We start from the raw sequence: 13,672 nt of genomic DNA, 5'->3' as shown, positions 1-13,672 counted from the left end.
GTCCCTGCCCGACTGGGCGCGCGGCGACGCCCCGGCCCCTGCGACCGACCGGCTCTGCCACGGCGATCTGCACCTCGGGCAGTTGGTGCGGCTCGCGGCACCGGACGCCCCCGCGGGCCCCACCCACCCCACGCACGGCCCGACTCTCACCGCCCCGGCCGACCCCACCGTCCCAGCCGACGGCGCGGGCGCGGCGGGCGCCGGATGGCTGCTGATCGACGTCGACGACCTCGGCACCGGCGACCCGGCCTGGGACCTCGCCCGCCCCGCGGCCTGGTTCGCCACCGGGTTGCTCGACCCCGACGAGTGGAGCCGGCTGCTCGACTCCTACCGGGCGGCCGGCGGCCCGGCGGTGGGGCCGGCCGGCGATCCCTGGCCCCACCTCGACGTACCGGCCAGGGCGCTCACCGTGCAGAGCGCGGCACTGGGCCTGGCCAAGGCGGCCTCCGCGGCCCGGCCCCCGGACCCGGCGGAAGAGGCGATGGTGGCGGCCTGCGCCCGCATGGTAGGCCTGCCCGAACCGCCCCCGGGCCCGCCGACCGCCGGCTGACCCGCCCCGTTCCCAGGCGAACGCCCTGGCCCGTGCCCCACTCCGCCAGGGACGTCGGGCCCGGTCCGCCCGGCTGCAGAGCCAGGGGCGGTTGCCGCGGGGTCACGCCGTAGGGTGAACTCATCGTCGCCGGACGCGTGTTCCGGCGACGCGGATGCCCGAAGGCTGAGGAGTTGAGCGGACCATGCAGTGTCCCAAGTGTCATGCACCGATGCATACGTACAACCGCAGCGGTGTGCAGATCGAGCAGTGCAGTGGCTGCCGGGGGATCTTTCTGGACTACGGGGAGCTTGAGTCGCTGACGCAGCTTGAGTCGCAGTGGGTGCAGCAGGCACCCCCGCCGGCCCCGGCCCCGCAGGCGTACCCCGCGACCCCCGCCCCCGCCTGGGGCGCAGGGCACCAGGGCCACCACGGCCACGGCCACCGCCGGCGGAGCTTCGGCCACATGCTCTTCTCGTCCTGAGCACCGGCAGTACCGGCGGCACCGGCCCGGCCCGCTGAGCCGTCGGCCGCCGGACCGCCCCGTGGGCCGGGCCCGCAAAGCTCGGCCCACGGGCCGCCCGGCGCCTCCGTGGCACACGACGCGGCCCTATACGGAAAACGGCCGGTGATCGAAGCTGAGCTTCAATCACCGGCCATTTGCGGTGTGGACGATACTGGGATTGAACCAGTGACCTCTTCCGTGTCAGGGAAGCGCTCTCCCGCTGAGCTAATCGTCCGGGATGGTGCGGTGCACCGTGTGCGCGATACTGGGATTGAACCAGTGACCTCTTCCGTGTCAGGGAAGCGCTCTCCCGCTGAGCTAATCGCGCGGGATCACCCGCCCCGAAGGGCTGGTGCCTCACCCTAGGCGTTCACCTAGGTCGTACGGGGTCCGAGGACCCAGTGGACGATACTGGGATTGAACCAGTGACCTCTTCCGTGTCAGGGAAGCGCTCTCCCGCTGAGCTAATCGTCCGAGGTGGAGACGGGATTTGAACCCGTGTAGACGGCTTTGCAGGCCGTTGCCTCGCCTCTCGGCCACTCCACCAGGAGTGAGGGAAAAAATCCCCCACGTCGAGCGGACGACGAGATTCGAACTCGCGACCCTCACCTTGGCAAGGTGATGCTCTACCAACTGAGCCACGTCCGCAGTTGTCGTTGTCCAGAACACTTCCGCGTCCCGGCGACGTGTTGAACTCTAGCGGATTCCTGAGCCAGCTCAAATTCCGTTTCCCCAGCGTGCTGCGGTGGTCACCGCCCCAGAGCGCGCCGCGCGACCCGGTCATAGACTCGCCACCGTGTACGACCTGCCGCCCATGGCCCGTTTCGGCGGGCTCCTCGCCACCGACCTGCGCGACGTCACGAGCGACCCGGCCGCCCTCGAATCGACGGGCTTCTGGGCCGTCGTCGCGGACTTCGAGGGACGGCTGACCTGCGCCCGCTTCGGCGACGTACGGCCCGCGCCGGTGCCAAGCCCGGTGCCGGGCGGCTGGCGGGGCCCCGCGGTGGACGCCTGGACCTCCTCGCTCGACCGGGCGGCGTACACCGCGGGCGTGCGGCGCATCCGCCGGCACATCGCGGCCGGCGAGGTCTACCAGGCCAATCTCTGCCGCGTGCTCTCGGCGCCGCTGCCGCCCGCCCCCGGCGCCGGCCCGGACGCCCCCGCCGGCACCGCCGACGTCGATGCGCTGACCGCCCTGCTGGCCCGCGGCAACCCCGCCCCGTACGCCGGCACCGTGCGGCTGCCCGAACACGGCGTCGAGGTGGCCACCGCATCGCCCGAGCTCTACCTGCGCCGCAGCGGGGCCGTGGTCGAGTCCGGGCCGATCAAGGGCACCGGGCGGGTCGCGGCCGACCTCCAGGAGAAGGACCATGCGGAGAACGTGATGATCGTGGACCTGGTCCGCAACGACCTGGGGCGGGTGTGCGCCACCGGCTCGGTGACCGTCCCCGCGCTGTGCGCGATCGAGCCGCACCCCGGCCTCGTCCACCTGGTCTCCACGGTCCGCGGCGCGCTGCCGGCGGGCGCCGGCTGGCCGGAGCTGCTGGCGGCCACCTTCCCGCCGGGCTCGGTGACCGGCGCCCCCAAGGCCAGCGCGCTGGAGATCATCGCGGCCCTGGAAACGGCGCCCCGCGGCCCGTACTGCGGCGGCGTCGGCTGGGTCGACGCGGACCGCGGCACCGCCGAACTGGCTGTCGGCATCCGCACCTTCTGGCTCGACCGCGCCCCGCAGGAGGGCGACCCGCACGGCGCCCCGGTGCTGCGCTTCGGCACCGGCGCCGGCATCACCTGGGGCTCCGACCCCGAGCGCGAATGGGAGGAGACCGAGCTGAAGGCGGCCCGACTGCTCGCGGTAGCGTCAGGGGCACAGCAGGCGACTGGAGGGACGGTACGGTGACGATCTGGCTCGATGGGGCACTGCGGGACGAGAGCGAGGCCCGGGTCTCGGTCTTCGACCACGGCATGACGGTCGGCGACGGCATCTTCGAAACCCTCAAGGCCGTACACGGCGTCCCCTTCGCGCTCACCCGCCACCTGGAGCGGCTCACCACCTCCGCGCACGCCCTCGGCCTGCCCGAACCCGACCTGGACGAGGTGCGCCGGGCCGTCGACGCGGTGCTGGCCGCCAACCCGATGCCGCTGGGCCGGCTGCGCATCACCTACACCGGCGGCGTCGCACCGCTCGGCTCCGACCGCGGCGAGTCCGCCGCCACGCTGGTGGTGGCCATCGGGGCGGCCACCGAGCATCCGACGAGCACCGCCGTCATCACCGTCCCCTGGACCCGCAACGAACGCGGCGCGCTGGCCGGCGTGAAGTCCACCTCGTACGCGGAGAACGTGGTCGCCCTCGGTGCCGCGCGCCGCGCCGGGGCGTCCGAAGCGCTGTTCGCCAACACGGTCGGCCAACTCTGCGAGGGGACCGGCTCCAACGTCTTCCTGGTGCTCGGCGGCGAACTGCACACCCCGCCGCTGACCTCAGGATGCCTGGCCGGCGTCACCCGGGCGCTGGTCGTGGAGTGGTCGGGCGCGAAGGAGACGGACCTGCCGCTGGCGGCGCTGGACGAGGCCGACGAGATCTTCCTGACCTCCACACTGCGCGACGTCCAGGGCGTCCACCGGGTCGGCCCCGCGGACGGCGGGCGCGACCTGGGGGAGCCGGGCAAGGTCACCCGAGAGGCCCTGCGCACCTTCACCGAACGCGCGGCAGCCACCCCCGACCCCCGCTGACCCGCCGGCCCCGCAACTCCTGGCGGGGCGGCCGCCCCCGCCCGCCCCCCCCCCCCCCCGCGGGCGGCCCCCCCCCCCCCCCGCCCGCGGGGGGGGGGGGCCGGCCGCGCCCCCCCCCCCCCCCCCCCCCCCCCCCCCCCCCCCCGCCGCCCCCCCCCCCCCCCCCCCCCCCCCCCCCCCCCCCCGCCGCGTGAGCGACCACCGGCCGGCCATGCGCGCGGGGTGCGTGCCCGGCGCGTCGCCGACCCTGCCGTACGGCCCGTACGCGCCGTACTCGCGCGGCAAACTCCGCAGCCCCGGTGCACCTGGCGCGTGGCCGGGCGCACCGCCGCACCCGGTCGACGTCCGGGGCCGGCAAAAGGACGTGACGCACGCCGGCCCGGCCGGTACAACAAGCAGGTGACCACCACGCTGCGACCCATCAGCCCACTGAACGAAGCGGCCGACGGCGCGCGCTCGCGCACGTACGAGGTCTGCGACAACGGCCGCTCCGTCGGCACTCTGGAAGTGGGCACCGACCCGAGGTTCGGCCCCGCATCCGGGCAACTGCGGCACCTGGAGATAGCCGAGGGCGACCGCAGGCGGGGCCGCGGCACCGTGGCGGTGCTCGCCGCCGAAGAGGTGCTGCGCGGTTGGGGCTGCAACCGGATCACCACCACCGTGCCCGCCGAAGCGCCGACGGGCCTCGCCCTGGCCACCGCGGTCGGCTACACGCCCGGCGGCCACAACATGGTCAAGGAGCTGGCCGAGCCGCCCGACCTGCCGACCGGCAGCAGCGCGCGCCCGCTCACCGAGGCCGAGTACCCGCAGTGGTTGGCGGCGGAGCGAGCCGGCTACATCGAGAGCTGGCTGGAGCGCAACGTCACCCGGGAACAGGCCGAGAGCAAGGCGGATGCCGACTACGCGAAGCTGCTGCCGAACGGCCCGGCGACCCCCGGCACCGTGCTGCGCGTGCTCACCCACGACGGCGTCGCGCGCGGCAACATCTGGGTGTCCGTCAGCAAGGACCACGGGTACGCGGACGGCGCCTACGTCTTCGCCGTGCTGGTCGATTCGGAACACCGGGGCCAGGGCCACGGCCGCACCCTGCTCCAGATCGCCGAGCGCGAGACCCTGGCCGCCGGCCGCGACCGGCTCGGCCTGCACGTCTTCGCCAACAACACCCCGGCGATCCGGTTGTACGAGTCGCTGGGCTACCGGTACACCCACACCCATCTGACCAAGTCGCTGCTCTAGCGCCCGGCCCCGGGGCCGCCCCGGCCGCGCTCGCCGGCCAGCGCCAACAGGTGGGCCACCGCCGGATTGGGGTCCGCCAGGCGCCAGGCCAGGGCGACCCGGGTGCGTACGGTGTCGGGCGCGAGAGCGCGGAAGGCGACGCCGCGCAACCGCATCCGGCGCACGCCCGCGGGCGCGAGCGACACCCCGAACCCCGCTTCCACCAGCGCACAGACCGTCTGCCACTCCACCGCGTGCTGCGCCACGCGCGGCACGAACCCGGCCGCCCCGCACAGCGCGACGATCTGGTCGTGGAACTGCGGCCCGGCCGCCCGCGGCAGCAGGACGAAGGGCTCGCCGGCCAGCGCGTCCAGGGTGACGACGCGCCCCGCGGCCAGCGGATGTGCGGCCGGCAGGACCGCCACGAACCGCTCGCGCAGCACGGTACGGAAGCCCAGTTCGGGCCCGTCAGCCGCGGCGGTGGGCGGCTCGCGCAACAGCCCGACGTCGATGTTCTGCTCGCGCAGCGCGGCCAGTTGCGGGGCCGAGGTCATCTCGCGGATGTCCAGCCGTACGGCCGGGAACCGCTCCCGGAAGGTCCGCAGCAGGCCGGGCAGGACGGTCAGCGCGACCGAGGCGGCGAAGCCGATGCGCAGCCGGCCGGAGCGCCCGCTGCCCGCGGCCCGGGCCGCTTCGAGCCCCGCGCTCAGTACGGACAGGGCGCGCTGCGCGGCGGGCAGCAGCTCCCGGCCAGCGGCGGTCAGCGCCACCCGCCCCGGCTCCCGGACGAACAGGGCGTGACCGACCTTCTCCTCCAGCCGGCGGATCTGCTGGCTCAGCGGCGGCTGGGCGATGCCAAGGCGCGCCGCGGCCCGCCCGAAGTGCAGTTCGTCGGCGAGCACCGAGAAGGCGTGGAGCTGCGGCAACGGCAGCTCGGGGCGCTCGGCCGGCGCCACGGAATCCAACACGTCCATACGCCTAGCAATATCAGTCGATGGCGCAGCGTGTATTAGACGTATGGCGGGCGCGCCCCTAGCGTTCGGGCCATGGCAGAACGACGCGCGATCCGCACCGGCTCGCCCTTCGAGGAACAGATCGGCTACGCCCGCGCCGTGGTCGACGGCGACCGGGTGCACGTCTCGGGCACCACCGGATTCGACTACGCGATCATGACGATCTCGGACGACGTGGTGGAGCAGGCCGAACAGTGCCTGCGCACCATCCGGGCCGTACTGGCCGAGGCCGGATGCACGCTCGCCGACGTGGTGCGGGTGCGCTACCTGCTGCCCCGCCGGGAGGACTTCGAGCCGTGCTGGCCGGTGCTGCGCCGGCATTTCGCCGCCGTACCGCCGGCGGCCACGATGCAGGTCTGCGGGCTGGCCGACCCCCGCATGAAGATCGAGATCGAGGTGGACGCGCGCCGCCCGACGGTCTGACACCCGACTGGACCGGCTGACGCGCCGCGTACGCCACTCGCACCGCCGGGCGTCACGCGAGATCCCCGGCGCCACTCACGGCGCCCGGTTCCTCCGCACCGCCCGGCGCTACCCGCACCGCCCGTCGCCACCACGGCGTCCACCCGGGGTGGCGACGCACCGCCCCCTTCAGCCGCGCCCGAGCAACCCGTCCGCGATCTCCACGATCCGCTCCCGCAGCCCCTCCTGGCTCTTCCCGCCGTCCAGGCGCTGGCCACCGATCTCGTACGTGGGCGTCCCCGTGACGCCGATCGCCTGGCCCTCGGCCTGGTCGGCGTCGACCGCGAGCAGATGCCGGCCGTCGATCAACGCGGTGTCCACCTCGTCGGCGTCCAGACCGACCTCCCGCGCCACCTCCACGAGCAGGTCGTTCCCCCGCTCGGCGAGCTCCGCCACCCGCGCCAGGACGGCCTCCACGTACGGCCAGCCCCGCCCCTGCACCGCGGCCTCCTCCGCGGCCTGCGCCGCCGCGTACGCGTGCTGGTGCTTCGCGAGCGGGAAGTGCCGCAACCGGATCTCCAGCGCGTCCCCGTACCTGGCCCGCAACGCATGCAGGTCATCGAGGGCCGCCCGGCAGTCCGGGCACTGGAGCTCGCACCACACGTCGAGCACGGCCGAGGGAGGAGAAGCAGGGGAGGTGGCACCTGCGGGGGCATCTGTGGGGCTCATACGAGCAGTCTTTCAGCTCCCCGGCGTACTCACGCACTGGCACCTGCGGAGGAGCCCTCCCCGGAGATGTCCCGGATATCGCACCGATTCACGAGCGATCGTGGCTGATCCGGGGCCCCACGGTGCACGATGGATGGGACAGCACCTCACGAGCAGGAGGACCCGGATGCTGACCTCGACGCTGTGCGCCGCACTGTCGGCGGCGGGCCTGGGCATCGCCGCCATGACGGCGTACCGCAAGCGATTCCTGGCGGCGCCCCGGATCGCCGCCTACGCCCTCCTCCCGCTGGGGCTGGCCATGACCGGCATCGCGGACTGGATCAGCGACCTCGTCTTCAAGCCGTCGGTATGGGTGGGCTTCGGCGTGCTCGCCGTCTCCACCCTGCTGTTCTTGCTGGTCAGGACCGTCGAGCAGCGCGGTGAAGGCGGCACCCGCAAGGAGCGCAAGGCCGCGGCGGCAGCCGAGCGCGCCGCCCTCGCCCCCCAGGCCACCACGCCCCCGCTCGGCGCCGGCCGGGCCGCGGAGCGCACCCAGCCCCGCCGCAAGGCCAAGGGGAGCACCGGCAGCGACGAATTCGCCGATATCGAGGCGATCCTCAAGAAGCACGGAATCTAGCGAACTATCCCCCGAGCGGGGGGCGTTGGCCGAAACCGATGATCCCACTCCGGGATCATCGGGCAGCGATGCCGCACTCACCCGGGGAATCCACCCCCGCCTCAGGACACCAGGAGTCGCGCGGGTGCCTCTTCGCGCTCTCCCAGCCACCGCTGATGCTCTTCCTCAGCGTGATCGCCACCCTGCTGCTCCTCGCAGCGGTCCACGACCTCTACCCCTGGTGAGCCACCCGCCGGACGCCCCGCGGCCCACCCGCGCAGGTCCGGACCCCGGCCGTCGCGTACGGCCCCGGCAGTGCCGCGTACGACCCGGGCGGTACGGCCCGCGCGGCGGCACCCCGCTAGACGCCGGCCTCGCGCCGGCGGGCCCGGTAGGCCGCCACATGGAGACGATTGCCGCAGGTACGGCTGTCGCAGTAGCGGCGCGAGCGGTTGCGGGACAGATCGATGAACGCGCGCCGACAGTCCGGGGCCTCACACCGCCGCAGCCGCTCCTGCTCGCCCGCCACCAGCAAGAACGCCAGCGCCATGCCTCCGTCGGCCGCCAGATGATCGGCGATCGAGGCGTCCGGTGCGAAGTAGTGCACGTGCCAGTCGTAGCCGTCGTGGTCGGTCAACTGCGGAGTGGTACCGGCCGCGGCGACCATCGTGTTGATCAGCGCTGCCGCGCCCGGCGCGTCCGGCGCGGCGAAGACGGCGACGAAACCCTCCCGCGTCACCCGAACGGCCGCCAGATCACGCTCGCCCAGCGTCCCCACGCCACTGATCTTGTGCCGGGTGACGAAGGCGCGCAGCGCCGCCAGATCGGGCAACCCATCGGGTTCCGAACCGTCCGGCACCGTGTTCACCAGGTCGACGACCGCGTCGAGCGCGCACCGGGTGTCGTGGTTGATCAGCACGATTCGCTCCCTGGCCGGGTGGGTCGGCGGCTGCCCTTCGATTCCGGTGACTCTATCGGCTGGGCGATTGGCCGGACGCAACAACGGTGCCGCCGCCACGGGCCAAGCGGGGCGACGGCACCGCCGTCTCTCCTGTGAGGTTGTGGGTCGCCCGCCGCGTTACGGACCGTCTCCCCGAGTCGGACGGCCCTTGGGCGGGTGGGAACCGGCGCCCGCGGCCCGAGGCCGCGCCACGTCAGCTCGTACGCGCAGTCAGCTCTCGGCCAGGATGTGGGAAAGCTCCGTATCCAGGTCGAAGTGCCGATGCTCGGTGCCGGGCGGCACTGCGGCGTCTGTTCGCTTCAGGAAGGACTCCAGGGCCCGCGCCGGGGCTTCGAGGAGTGCCTCACCTTCCGGGGAGCTCAGCGCGATGCAGACGACGCCCTGACCGTGGCTGCGAGACGGCCAGACACGGACGTCGCCGGTGCCCGTGGGCCGGTGTAGGCCCTCGGCGAGAAGATCGCGGGCGAACACCCACTCGACCGTCTCTTCGGCTCCGGTGTGGAAGGTGGCGTGCACGGCATACGGATCGGCCGTGTCATACCGCAGGCCCGCGGGTACAGGCAGTGAGGACTCGCTCGATACAACGAGGCGCAGGTGCAGCTCGCAGCTGACCGTGGTGTTCATAAGCGCCAGGGCCTTTCGCTCAGTGTGCGCTCGGGGATTCGCACGTCGGCGAAATCGACATGCCACCTACGGTGCCGTTGTAAACCCCTCTGCCCGTTTTGTGGCTCTTCGGGTCGCCCGGCTGGCCGACCCCCTGTTCACTTAAAACCGCCATTCCAGTGAAGGTGTGCGATCCGGTAGGTTGGCCAGTATGAACGCGGAGAGTGACGGACGGCAGGCGGGCGCAACGACCCCCGCACCGTCCGATACGGGGGGCAAAACCGGAGCCGAGCCGCCAGTCCTCGGCTCCCGGGCGCCGCACTTCATCAAAAAGTCGCGCGCCCTACACCTGAGCTGGCAAGTAGGCGTCTTCGTGGTGGGGCTCGCGGTCGTCGTCGTGGGCATCATCATGCTGCCGCTACCCGGGCCGGGCTGGCTCGTCATCTTCGGTGGCATCGGCATCTGGGCAACCGAATTCGTCTGGGCCCAACTCGTCCTGCGCTGGACCAAGCGCAAAGTCAGCGAGGCAACCCAGCGAGCCCTCGACCCCAGAGTCCGCCGCCGCAACATCATCCTCACCACCATCGGGCTGATCATCATCGGCGCCGCCCTGGCGGTCTACATCTACAAATTCGGCATCGTCATGCCCTGGAAGATCGACGAATAACCAGCCCGACCACCACCCCACCACGGTCAAAAGCACGGCCTGACATGCGGTAATGTTGGCCGCGCCGAGGGCGATTAGCTCAGCGGGAGAGCGCTTCGTTCACACCGAAGAGGTCACTGGTTCGAACCCAGTATCGCCCACGAAGGCGATAGGCGACTCGTGTCTGCGGACTGCGCAGACCGGGTCGCCTTCGTCGTATTTGCTCGGCTTCGCCATCGCGTTGGGGGGGCTCCGCCCCCCCCCCCCCCGGGGGGTCGGGCGGGGTGGGCCGGGAGCGCGGGGCGGGGGTAGCTCGGCTTCGCCTTCGGGTTGTGCTCGGCTTCGCCTTCGCGGGGCTTCGTTGTGGCTTGGGGTCGGAATTGGCTGCGGGTTGGTTGGCTTCGATTGGCTGGGGGCTCGGCTTCGCCATGGGGGGTGGCTTGGGCTCGGCTTCGCCTTTGCGGGGACTCATCCTTTGGCTTTGTGGGGCTCGGCTTCGCGTTCGGGGGAGCGCTTCGGTGTGGGGGTCGGGGAAGGCTCGCCTGCGGCGTCCGCGTGCTGGTGTGCCGGGTGGGGCGGGCAGACTGGGGGGCATGGTTGGTGGGTGGCGGCACTATCGGTTTCGTAGTTGCTGGGGGCTGAGCGCCGAGCCCGACGTCGTGTACGCGCTGTTGGAGCGAGCCGAGGAATATCCCCTCTGGTGGCCACAGGTGCGGGAAGTCCGGGAGATCGACGGGCGGCGGGGGAGCATGCGGTTCCGGTCCGTGTTGCCGTACGAACTCGTCGTTGAGGCCCGTGAGGCGCGGCGTGATCCCGCTGCCCGGGTCCTGGAGATCTCCATGACCGGTGACCTCGACGGGTGGGCGCGGTGGACCGTACTGCCGGGAGTCGCGGGGACGGGCAGTCGGGCCGTGTTCGAGCAGGAAGTCGAGTTGCGCAAGCCGCTGCTGCGTCGGCTCGGGCCGGTCTGTCGGCCCTTCCTCGTGCTCAACCACACGCTGATGATGCGCGGCGGGCACCGCGGGCTGCGGTCGCTGCTGGCCCGCGGGGGCGGGGCGAAGAACGCGGTTTGAACAACGGTCGCCGCGACCTGTATTGTTCAACTCGTTCGCCGGAAACCCCAGGGAAAACGGCCGGACATCGGGGCGATTAGCTCAGTGGGAGAGCGCTTCGTTCACACCGAAGAGGTCACTGGTTCGAACCCAGTATCGCCCACCCCGAAGAAAGCAAGCGCCGTGCTCCACGAGGAGCGCGGCGCTCTGTGTTTTCCCGCGCCGGTCGAATGGTGTAGCTGGATACACCATCGACGTGGGGGAGCGCTCCATGGTGCGGCCCGGCCCCTGATCCCTAGCGTTCGTACTCCAAGGGAAACGGGAGGACGAGGGCGATGAACGGGACGACCAAGGGCGTGCTGTGGCTGCTGTTCGGGCTGTGTGTGGGGATCAACGTGATCATCGGGGTGACGTTCGACGGCGGGCTGCTGGAGATCGTGTTCAGCGCGATGGCCGGCCTCTGTGCCTTCGCGGCCGGCGCGGGGCTGCTCGCCGCCCGTCGCGCCGGGCGCTGAACCACTCGCGCCGCCCCGGCGACGTCGGGGCGGGCGCGCGGTGAACCGTTTCGCGAGGTGGGCATCCGGCTCGGTACGATTCGTGCTGCGCAGCGTTCGCTGTCGCACCACAGCAACGTCAGGAGAGACCGGTGTCAGACGTCCGTGTGATCATCCAACGCGATTCCGAGCGGGAAGAACGCGTGGTCACGACGGGCACGACGGCCGCCGCGCTCTTCGAGGGTGACCGTTCCATCGTCGCCGCCCGGGTCGCCGGCGAGCTGAAGGACCTGGCGTACGAGGTGGCCGAAGGCGACGAGGTCGAACCCGTCGAGATCACCTCCAAGGACGGCCTCGACATCCTGCGACACTCCACCGCACACGTCATGGCCCAGGCCGTGCAGGAGCTGTTCCCCGAGGCCAAGCTCGGCATCGGGCCGCCCATCAGGGACGGCTTCTACTACGACTTCGACGTCGAGAACCCGTTCCACCCGGACGACCTCAAGCGCATCGAGAAGAAGATGCAGGAGATCCAGAAGCGCGGCCAGCGCTTCGCCCGGCGGCCGGTCACCGACGAGGCGGCCCGCGTCGAACTCGCCGACGAGCCGTACAAGCTGGAGCTTATCGGGCTCAAGGGTGCCGCGGCCGACGCCGCCGAAGGAGCCTCCGCCGAGGTCGGCGCGGGCGAGTTGACGATCTACGACAACCTGGACGCCAAGACCGGCGAGCTGTGCTGGAAGGACCTGTGCCGCGGGCCGCACCTGCCGTCCACGCGCGCCATCCCCGCCTTCAAGCTGATGCGTTCGGCCGCCGCCTACTGGCGCGGCAGCGAGAAGAACCCGCAGCTCCAGCGGATCTACGGCACCGCATGGCCGACCAGGGACGAGCTCAAGGCGCACCTGGAGTTCCTCGCCGAGGCCGAGAAGCGCGACCACCGCAAGCTCGGCGCCGAACTCGACCTGTTCTCCATCCCCGAAGAGCTCGGCTCCGGCCTCGCCGTCTTCCACCCCAAGGGCGGCGTCGTCCGCAAGGTCATGGAGGACTACTCGCGCCGGCGGCACGAAGAGGCCGAGTACGAGTTCGTGAACACCCCGCACATCTCGAAGGAAAAGCTCTTCGAGACCTCCGGGCACCTGCCGAACTACGCCGACGCCATGTTCCCGCCGCTGGAGTTCGACGGGCAGAACTACCGGCTCAAGGCCATGAACTGCCCCATGCACAACCTGATCTTCCGGGCCCGCGGGCGCTCCTACCGCGAGCTGCCGCTGCGCCTGTTCGAGTTCGGCACCGTTTACCGGTACGAGAAGTCGGGCGTGGTGCACGGCCTCACCCGGGCCCGTGGGTTCACCCAGGACGACTCGCACATCTACTGCACCAAGGAGCAGATGCCGCAGGAGCTCGACGGCCTGCTCACCTTCGTGCTGAACCTGCTGCGCGACTACGGTCTCAACGACTTCGAGCTTGAGCTCTCCACCCGCGACCCCGAGTCCGACAAGTTCATCGGCGAGGACGCGGAGTGGGAAGAGGCCACCGAGGCGCTGCGGGTGGCGGCCGAGAAGCAGGGCCTGCCGCTGGTGCCCGACCCGGGCGGCGCCGCGTACTACGGGCCGAAGATCTCCGTCCAGGCCAAGGACGCCATCGGCCGCTCCTGGCAGATGAGCACCATCCAGGTGGACTTCCAGCAGCCCAAGCGGTTCAACCTGGAGTACACCGCAGCCGACGGCTCCCGGCAGCAGCCCGTCATGATCCACCGGGCGCTCTTCGGCTCCATCGAGCGGTTCTTCGCGGTCCTCCTTGAGCACTACGCGGGCGCCTTCCCGGCCTGGCTCGCCCCCGTCCAGGCGGTCGGCATCCCGATCGGCGACGGGCACGTGCCCTACCTCGCCGAGTTCGCCGCCGAGGCCAAGGCCAAGGGGCTGCGCATCGAGGTCGACGCCTCCTCCGACCGGATGCAGAAGAAGATCCGCAACGCGCAGAAGGCCAAGATCCCGTTCATGGTCATCGCCGGCGACGAGGACGTGGCGGCCGGCGCGGTCAGCTTCCGCTACCGCGACGGCTCGCAGAAGAACGGCATCCCGCGCGCGGAAGCCATCGCGGAGATCGTGGACGCCGTGGAGCGCCGCGTCCAGGTGTGACCGCTCGCCGGGGGGGGCCCCCCCCCGGGGGCCCGCCCCCCCCCCCCCCCCCCCCCCCCCCGGGGG

General features: G+C 71.9%; 16 protein-coding genes, 7 tRNA genes and 1 pseudogene. 14 read left to right on the top strand and 10 right to left on the bottom strand.

The features are described 5' to 3' along the window. Nucleotides 1–550: pseudogene (locus AAHZ94_RS15230) on the top strand (hypothetical protein); the annotation flags it as partial. A 184-nt stretch (nt 551–734) separates the two neighbouring features. Further along, entirely contained in the window at nt 735–1,013 is a 279-nt protein-coding gene (locus tag AAHZ94_RS15225; protein ID WP_349993412.1) for a TFIIB-type zinc ribbon-containing protein, read from the top strand. Nucleotides 1,014–1,197: 184 nt separating this feature from the next. Here the strand turns inward: AAHZ94_RS15225 and AAHZ94_RS15220 are convergent. The 5 genes from AAHZ94_RS15220 to AAHZ94_RS15200 form a co-directional block, all read right to left on the bottom strand. Continuing rightward, nucleotides 1,198–1,269: transfer RNA gene (locus tag AAHZ94_RS15220), tRNA-Val, on the bottom strand. Between the two features lie 21 nt (nt 1,270–1,290). Then, a tRNA-Val gene (locus tag AAHZ94_RS15215) sits at nt 1,291–1,362 on the bottom strand. Nucleotides 1,363–1,436: 74 nt separating this feature from the next. Continuing rightward, nucleotides 1,437–1,508, bottom strand: a tRNA-Val gene (locus AAHZ94_RS15210). A 1-nt stretch (nt 1,509) separates the two neighbouring features. Continuing rightward, a tRNA-Cys gene (locus AAHZ94_RS15205) sits at nt 1,510–1,580 on the bottom strand. Between the two features lie 29 nt (nt 1,581–1,609). Continuing rightward, nucleotides 1,610–1,682, bottom strand: a tRNA-Gly gene (locus AAHZ94_RS15200). Nucleotides 1,683–1,830: 148 nt separating this feature from the next. Here AAHZ94_RS15200 and AAHZ94_RS15195 point away from each other — a divergent pair. Next, the gene (locus AAHZ94_RS15195) at nt 1,831–2,931 is read left to right on the top strand and encodes a chorismate-binding protein (RefSeq protein WP_349993411.1); all 1,101 of its coding nucleotides are present in this window, start codon (nt 1,831–1,833) and stop codon (nt 2,929–2,931) included. Then, complete coding sequence (locus AAHZ94_RS15190) at nt 2,928–3,761, top strand: aminotransferase class IV (RefSeq protein ID WP_349993410.1); 834 nt, start codon at nt 2,928–2,930, stop codon at nt 3,759–3,761. Before AAHZ94_RS15195 ends, AAHZ94_RS15190 begins: the two co-directional genes overlap by 4 nt. Here the strand turns inward: AAHZ94_RS15190 and AAHZ94_RS15185 are convergent. Continuing rightward, a complete protein-coding gene (locus AAHZ94_RS15185; protein WP_349993409.1) occupies nt 3,724–3,963 on the bottom strand; it encodes a hypothetical protein in 240 nt (79 codons plus the stop codon). The genes AAHZ94_RS15190 and AAHZ94_RS15185 overlap by 38 nt on opposite strands. Nucleotides 3,964–4,160: 197 nt before the next feature. Between AAHZ94_RS15185 and AAHZ94_RS15180 the strand changes: the two genes are divergently transcribed. Further along, nucleotides 4,161–4,997: a GNAT family N-acetyltransferase gene (locus AAHZ94_RS15180; protein WP_349993408.1), complete on the top strand. Its 837-nt coding sequence runs from the start codon at nt 4,161–4,163 to the stop codon at nt 4,995–4,997. Here the strand turns inward: AAHZ94_RS15180 and AAHZ94_RS15175 are convergent. Then, nucleotides 4,994–5,950: a LysR family transcriptional regulator gene (locus AAHZ94_RS15175; protein ID WP_349993407.1), complete on the bottom strand. Its 957-nt coding sequence runs from the start codon at nt 5,948–5,950 to the stop codon at nt 4,994–4,996. The genes AAHZ94_RS15180 and AAHZ94_RS15175 overlap by 4 nt on opposite strands. A 72-nt stretch (nt 5,951–6,022) precedes the next feature. On the opposite strand from AAHZ94_RS15175, the gene AAHZ94_RS15170 reads away from it, so the two are divergent. Next, complete coding sequence (locus AAHZ94_RS15170) at nt 6,023–6,412, top strand: RidA family protein (protein ID WP_349993406.1); 390 nt, start codon at nt 6,023–6,025, stop codon at nt 6,410–6,412. A 168-nt stretch (nt 6,413–6,580) separates the two neighbouring features. Here AAHZ94_RS15170 and AAHZ94_RS15165 read toward each other — a convergent pair whose 3' ends face one another. Then, nucleotides 6,581–7,120, bottom strand: coding sequence for a DsbA family protein (locus tag AAHZ94_RS15165; protein ID WP_349993405.1), 540 nt, complete (start codon nt 7,118–7,120; stop codon nt 6,581–6,583). Nucleotides 7,121–7,286: 166 nt separating this feature from the next. Between AAHZ94_RS15165 and AAHZ94_RS15160 the strand changes: the two genes are divergently transcribed. Together AAHZ94_RS15160 and AAHZ94_RS15155 are read left to right on the top strand one after the other, a co-directional pair. Next, on the top strand, nt 7,287–7,736 hold the full coding sequence (locus AAHZ94_RS15160) for a hypothetical protein (protein WP_349993413.1): 450 nt from the start codon (nt 7,287–7,289) through the stop codon (nt 7,734–7,736). A gap of 68 nt (nt 7,737–7,804) precedes the next feature. Beyond that, on the top strand, nt 7,805–7,960 hold the full coding sequence (locus AAHZ94_RS15155) for a hypothetical protein (protein ID WP_349993404.1): 156 nt from the start codon (nt 7,805–7,807) through the stop codon (nt 7,958–7,960). Between the two features lie 116 nt (nt 7,961–8,076). On the opposite strand, the gene AAHZ94_RS15150 is transcribed toward AAHZ94_RS15155, so the two are convergent. Beyond that, nucleotides 8,077–8,634: a CGNR zinc finger domain-containing protein gene (locus tag AAHZ94_RS15150; RefSeq protein WP_349993403.1), complete on the bottom strand. Its 558-nt coding sequence runs from the start codon at nt 8,632–8,634 to the stop codon at nt 8,077–8,079. A 252-nt stretch (nt 8,635–8,886) separates the two neighbouring features. Continuing rightward, the gene (locus AAHZ94_RS15145; RefSeq protein ID WP_003959770.1) at nt 8,887–9,300 is read right to left on the bottom strand and encodes an SsgA family sporulation/cell division regulator; all 414 of its coding nucleotides are present in this window, start codon (nt 9,298–9,300) and stop codon (nt 8,887–8,889) included. A 190-nt stretch (nt 9,301–9,490) separates the two neighbouring features. On the opposite strand from AAHZ94_RS15145, the gene AAHZ94_RS15140 reads away from it, so the two are divergent. From AAHZ94_RS15140 to thrS, 6 genes are all read left to right on the top strand, one after another. Then, the gene (locus tag AAHZ94_RS15140) at nt 9,491–9,946 is read left to right on the top strand and encodes a TIGR02611 family protein (RefSeq protein WP_349993402.1); all 456 of its coding nucleotides are present in this window, start codon (nt 9,491–9,493) and stop codon (nt 9,944–9,946) included. Between the two features lie 68 nt (nt 9,947–10,014). After that, nucleotides 10,015–10,086, top strand: a tRNA-Val gene (locus AAHZ94_RS15135). A gap of 432 nt (nt 10,087–10,518) precedes the next feature. Beyond that, nucleotides 10,519–10,998, top strand: a complete 480-nt coding sequence (locus AAHZ94_RS15130; RefSeq protein WP_349993401.1) for an SRPBCC family protein — start codon at nt 10,519–10,521, stop codon at nt 10,996–10,998. Between the two features lie 70 nt (nt 10,999–11,068). Next, nucleotides 11,069–11,140 (top strand) — tRNA-Val (locus AAHZ94_RS15125). 172 nt (nt 11,141–11,312) lie between these two features. Continuing rightward, a complete protein-coding gene (locus AAHZ94_RS15120) occupies nt 11,313–11,492 on the top strand; it encodes a hypothetical protein (RefSeq protein WP_349993400.1) in 180 nt (59 codons plus the stop codon). A gap of 131 nt (nt 11,493–11,623) precedes the next feature. Then, nucleotides 11,624–13,606, top strand: a complete 1,983-nt coding sequence (thrS, locus tag AAHZ94_RS15115) for a threonine--tRNA ligase (RefSeq protein WP_349993399.1) — start codon at nt 11,624–11,626, stop codon at nt 13,604–13,606. Nucleotides 13,607–13,672: the final 66 nt, after the last annotated feature.

Source organism: Streptomyces sp. HSW2009 (genome assembly GCF_040240285.1).
Taxonomy (GTDB): domain Bacteria; phylum Actinomycetota; class Actinomycetes; order Streptomycetales; family Streptomycetaceae; genus Streptomyces.
Note: the sequence above shows the minus strand (reverse complement) of the source record. Positions and strands in the feature narration are given on the sequence as shown.

Excerpts from the sequence above, each read along its gene's own strand:
- AAHZ94_RS15225 (WP_349993412.1), top strand. The coding sequence starts at position 735 with ATGCAGTGTCCCAAGTGTCATGCACCGATGCATACGTACAACCGCAGC.
- AAHZ94_RS15175 (WP_349993407.1), bottom strand. The coding sequence starts at position 5,950 with ATGGACGTGTTGGATTCCGTGGCGCCGGCCGAGCGCCCCGAGCTGCCG.
- AAHZ94_RS15170 (WP_349993406.1), top strand. The coding sequence starts at position 6,023 with ATGGCAGAACGACGCGCGATCCGCACCGGCTCGCCCTTCGAGGAACAG.
- AAHZ94_RS15165 (WP_349993405.1), bottom strand. The coding sequence starts at position 7,120 with ATGAGCCCCACAGATGCCCCCGCAGGTGCCACCTCCCCTGCTTCTCCT.
- AAHZ94_RS15160 (WP_349993413.1), top strand. The coding sequence starts at position 7,287 with ATGCTGACCTCGACGCTGTGCGCCGCACTGTCGGCGGCGGGCCTGGGC.
- AAHZ94_RS15155 (WP_349993404.1), top strand. The coding sequence starts at position 7,805 with ATGCCGCACTCACCCGGGGAATCCACCCCCGCCTCAGGACACCAGGAG.
- AAHZ94_RS15145 (WP_003959770.1), bottom strand. The coding sequence starts at position 9,300 with ATGAACACCACGGTCAGCTGCGAGCTGCACCTGCGCCTCGTTGTATCG.
- AAHZ94_RS15140 (WP_349993402.1), top strand. The coding sequence starts at position 9,491 with ATGAACGCGGAGAGTGACGGACGGCAGGCGGGCGCAACGACCCCCGCA.
- AAHZ94_RS15130 (WP_349993401.1), top strand. The coding sequence starts at position 10,519 with ATGGTTGGTGGGTGGCGGCACTATCGGTTTCGTAGTTGCTGGGGGCTG.
- AAHZ94_RS15120 (WP_349993400.1), top strand. The coding sequence starts at position 11,313 with ATGAACGGGACGACCAAGGGCGTGCTGTGGCTGCTGTTCGGGCTGTGT.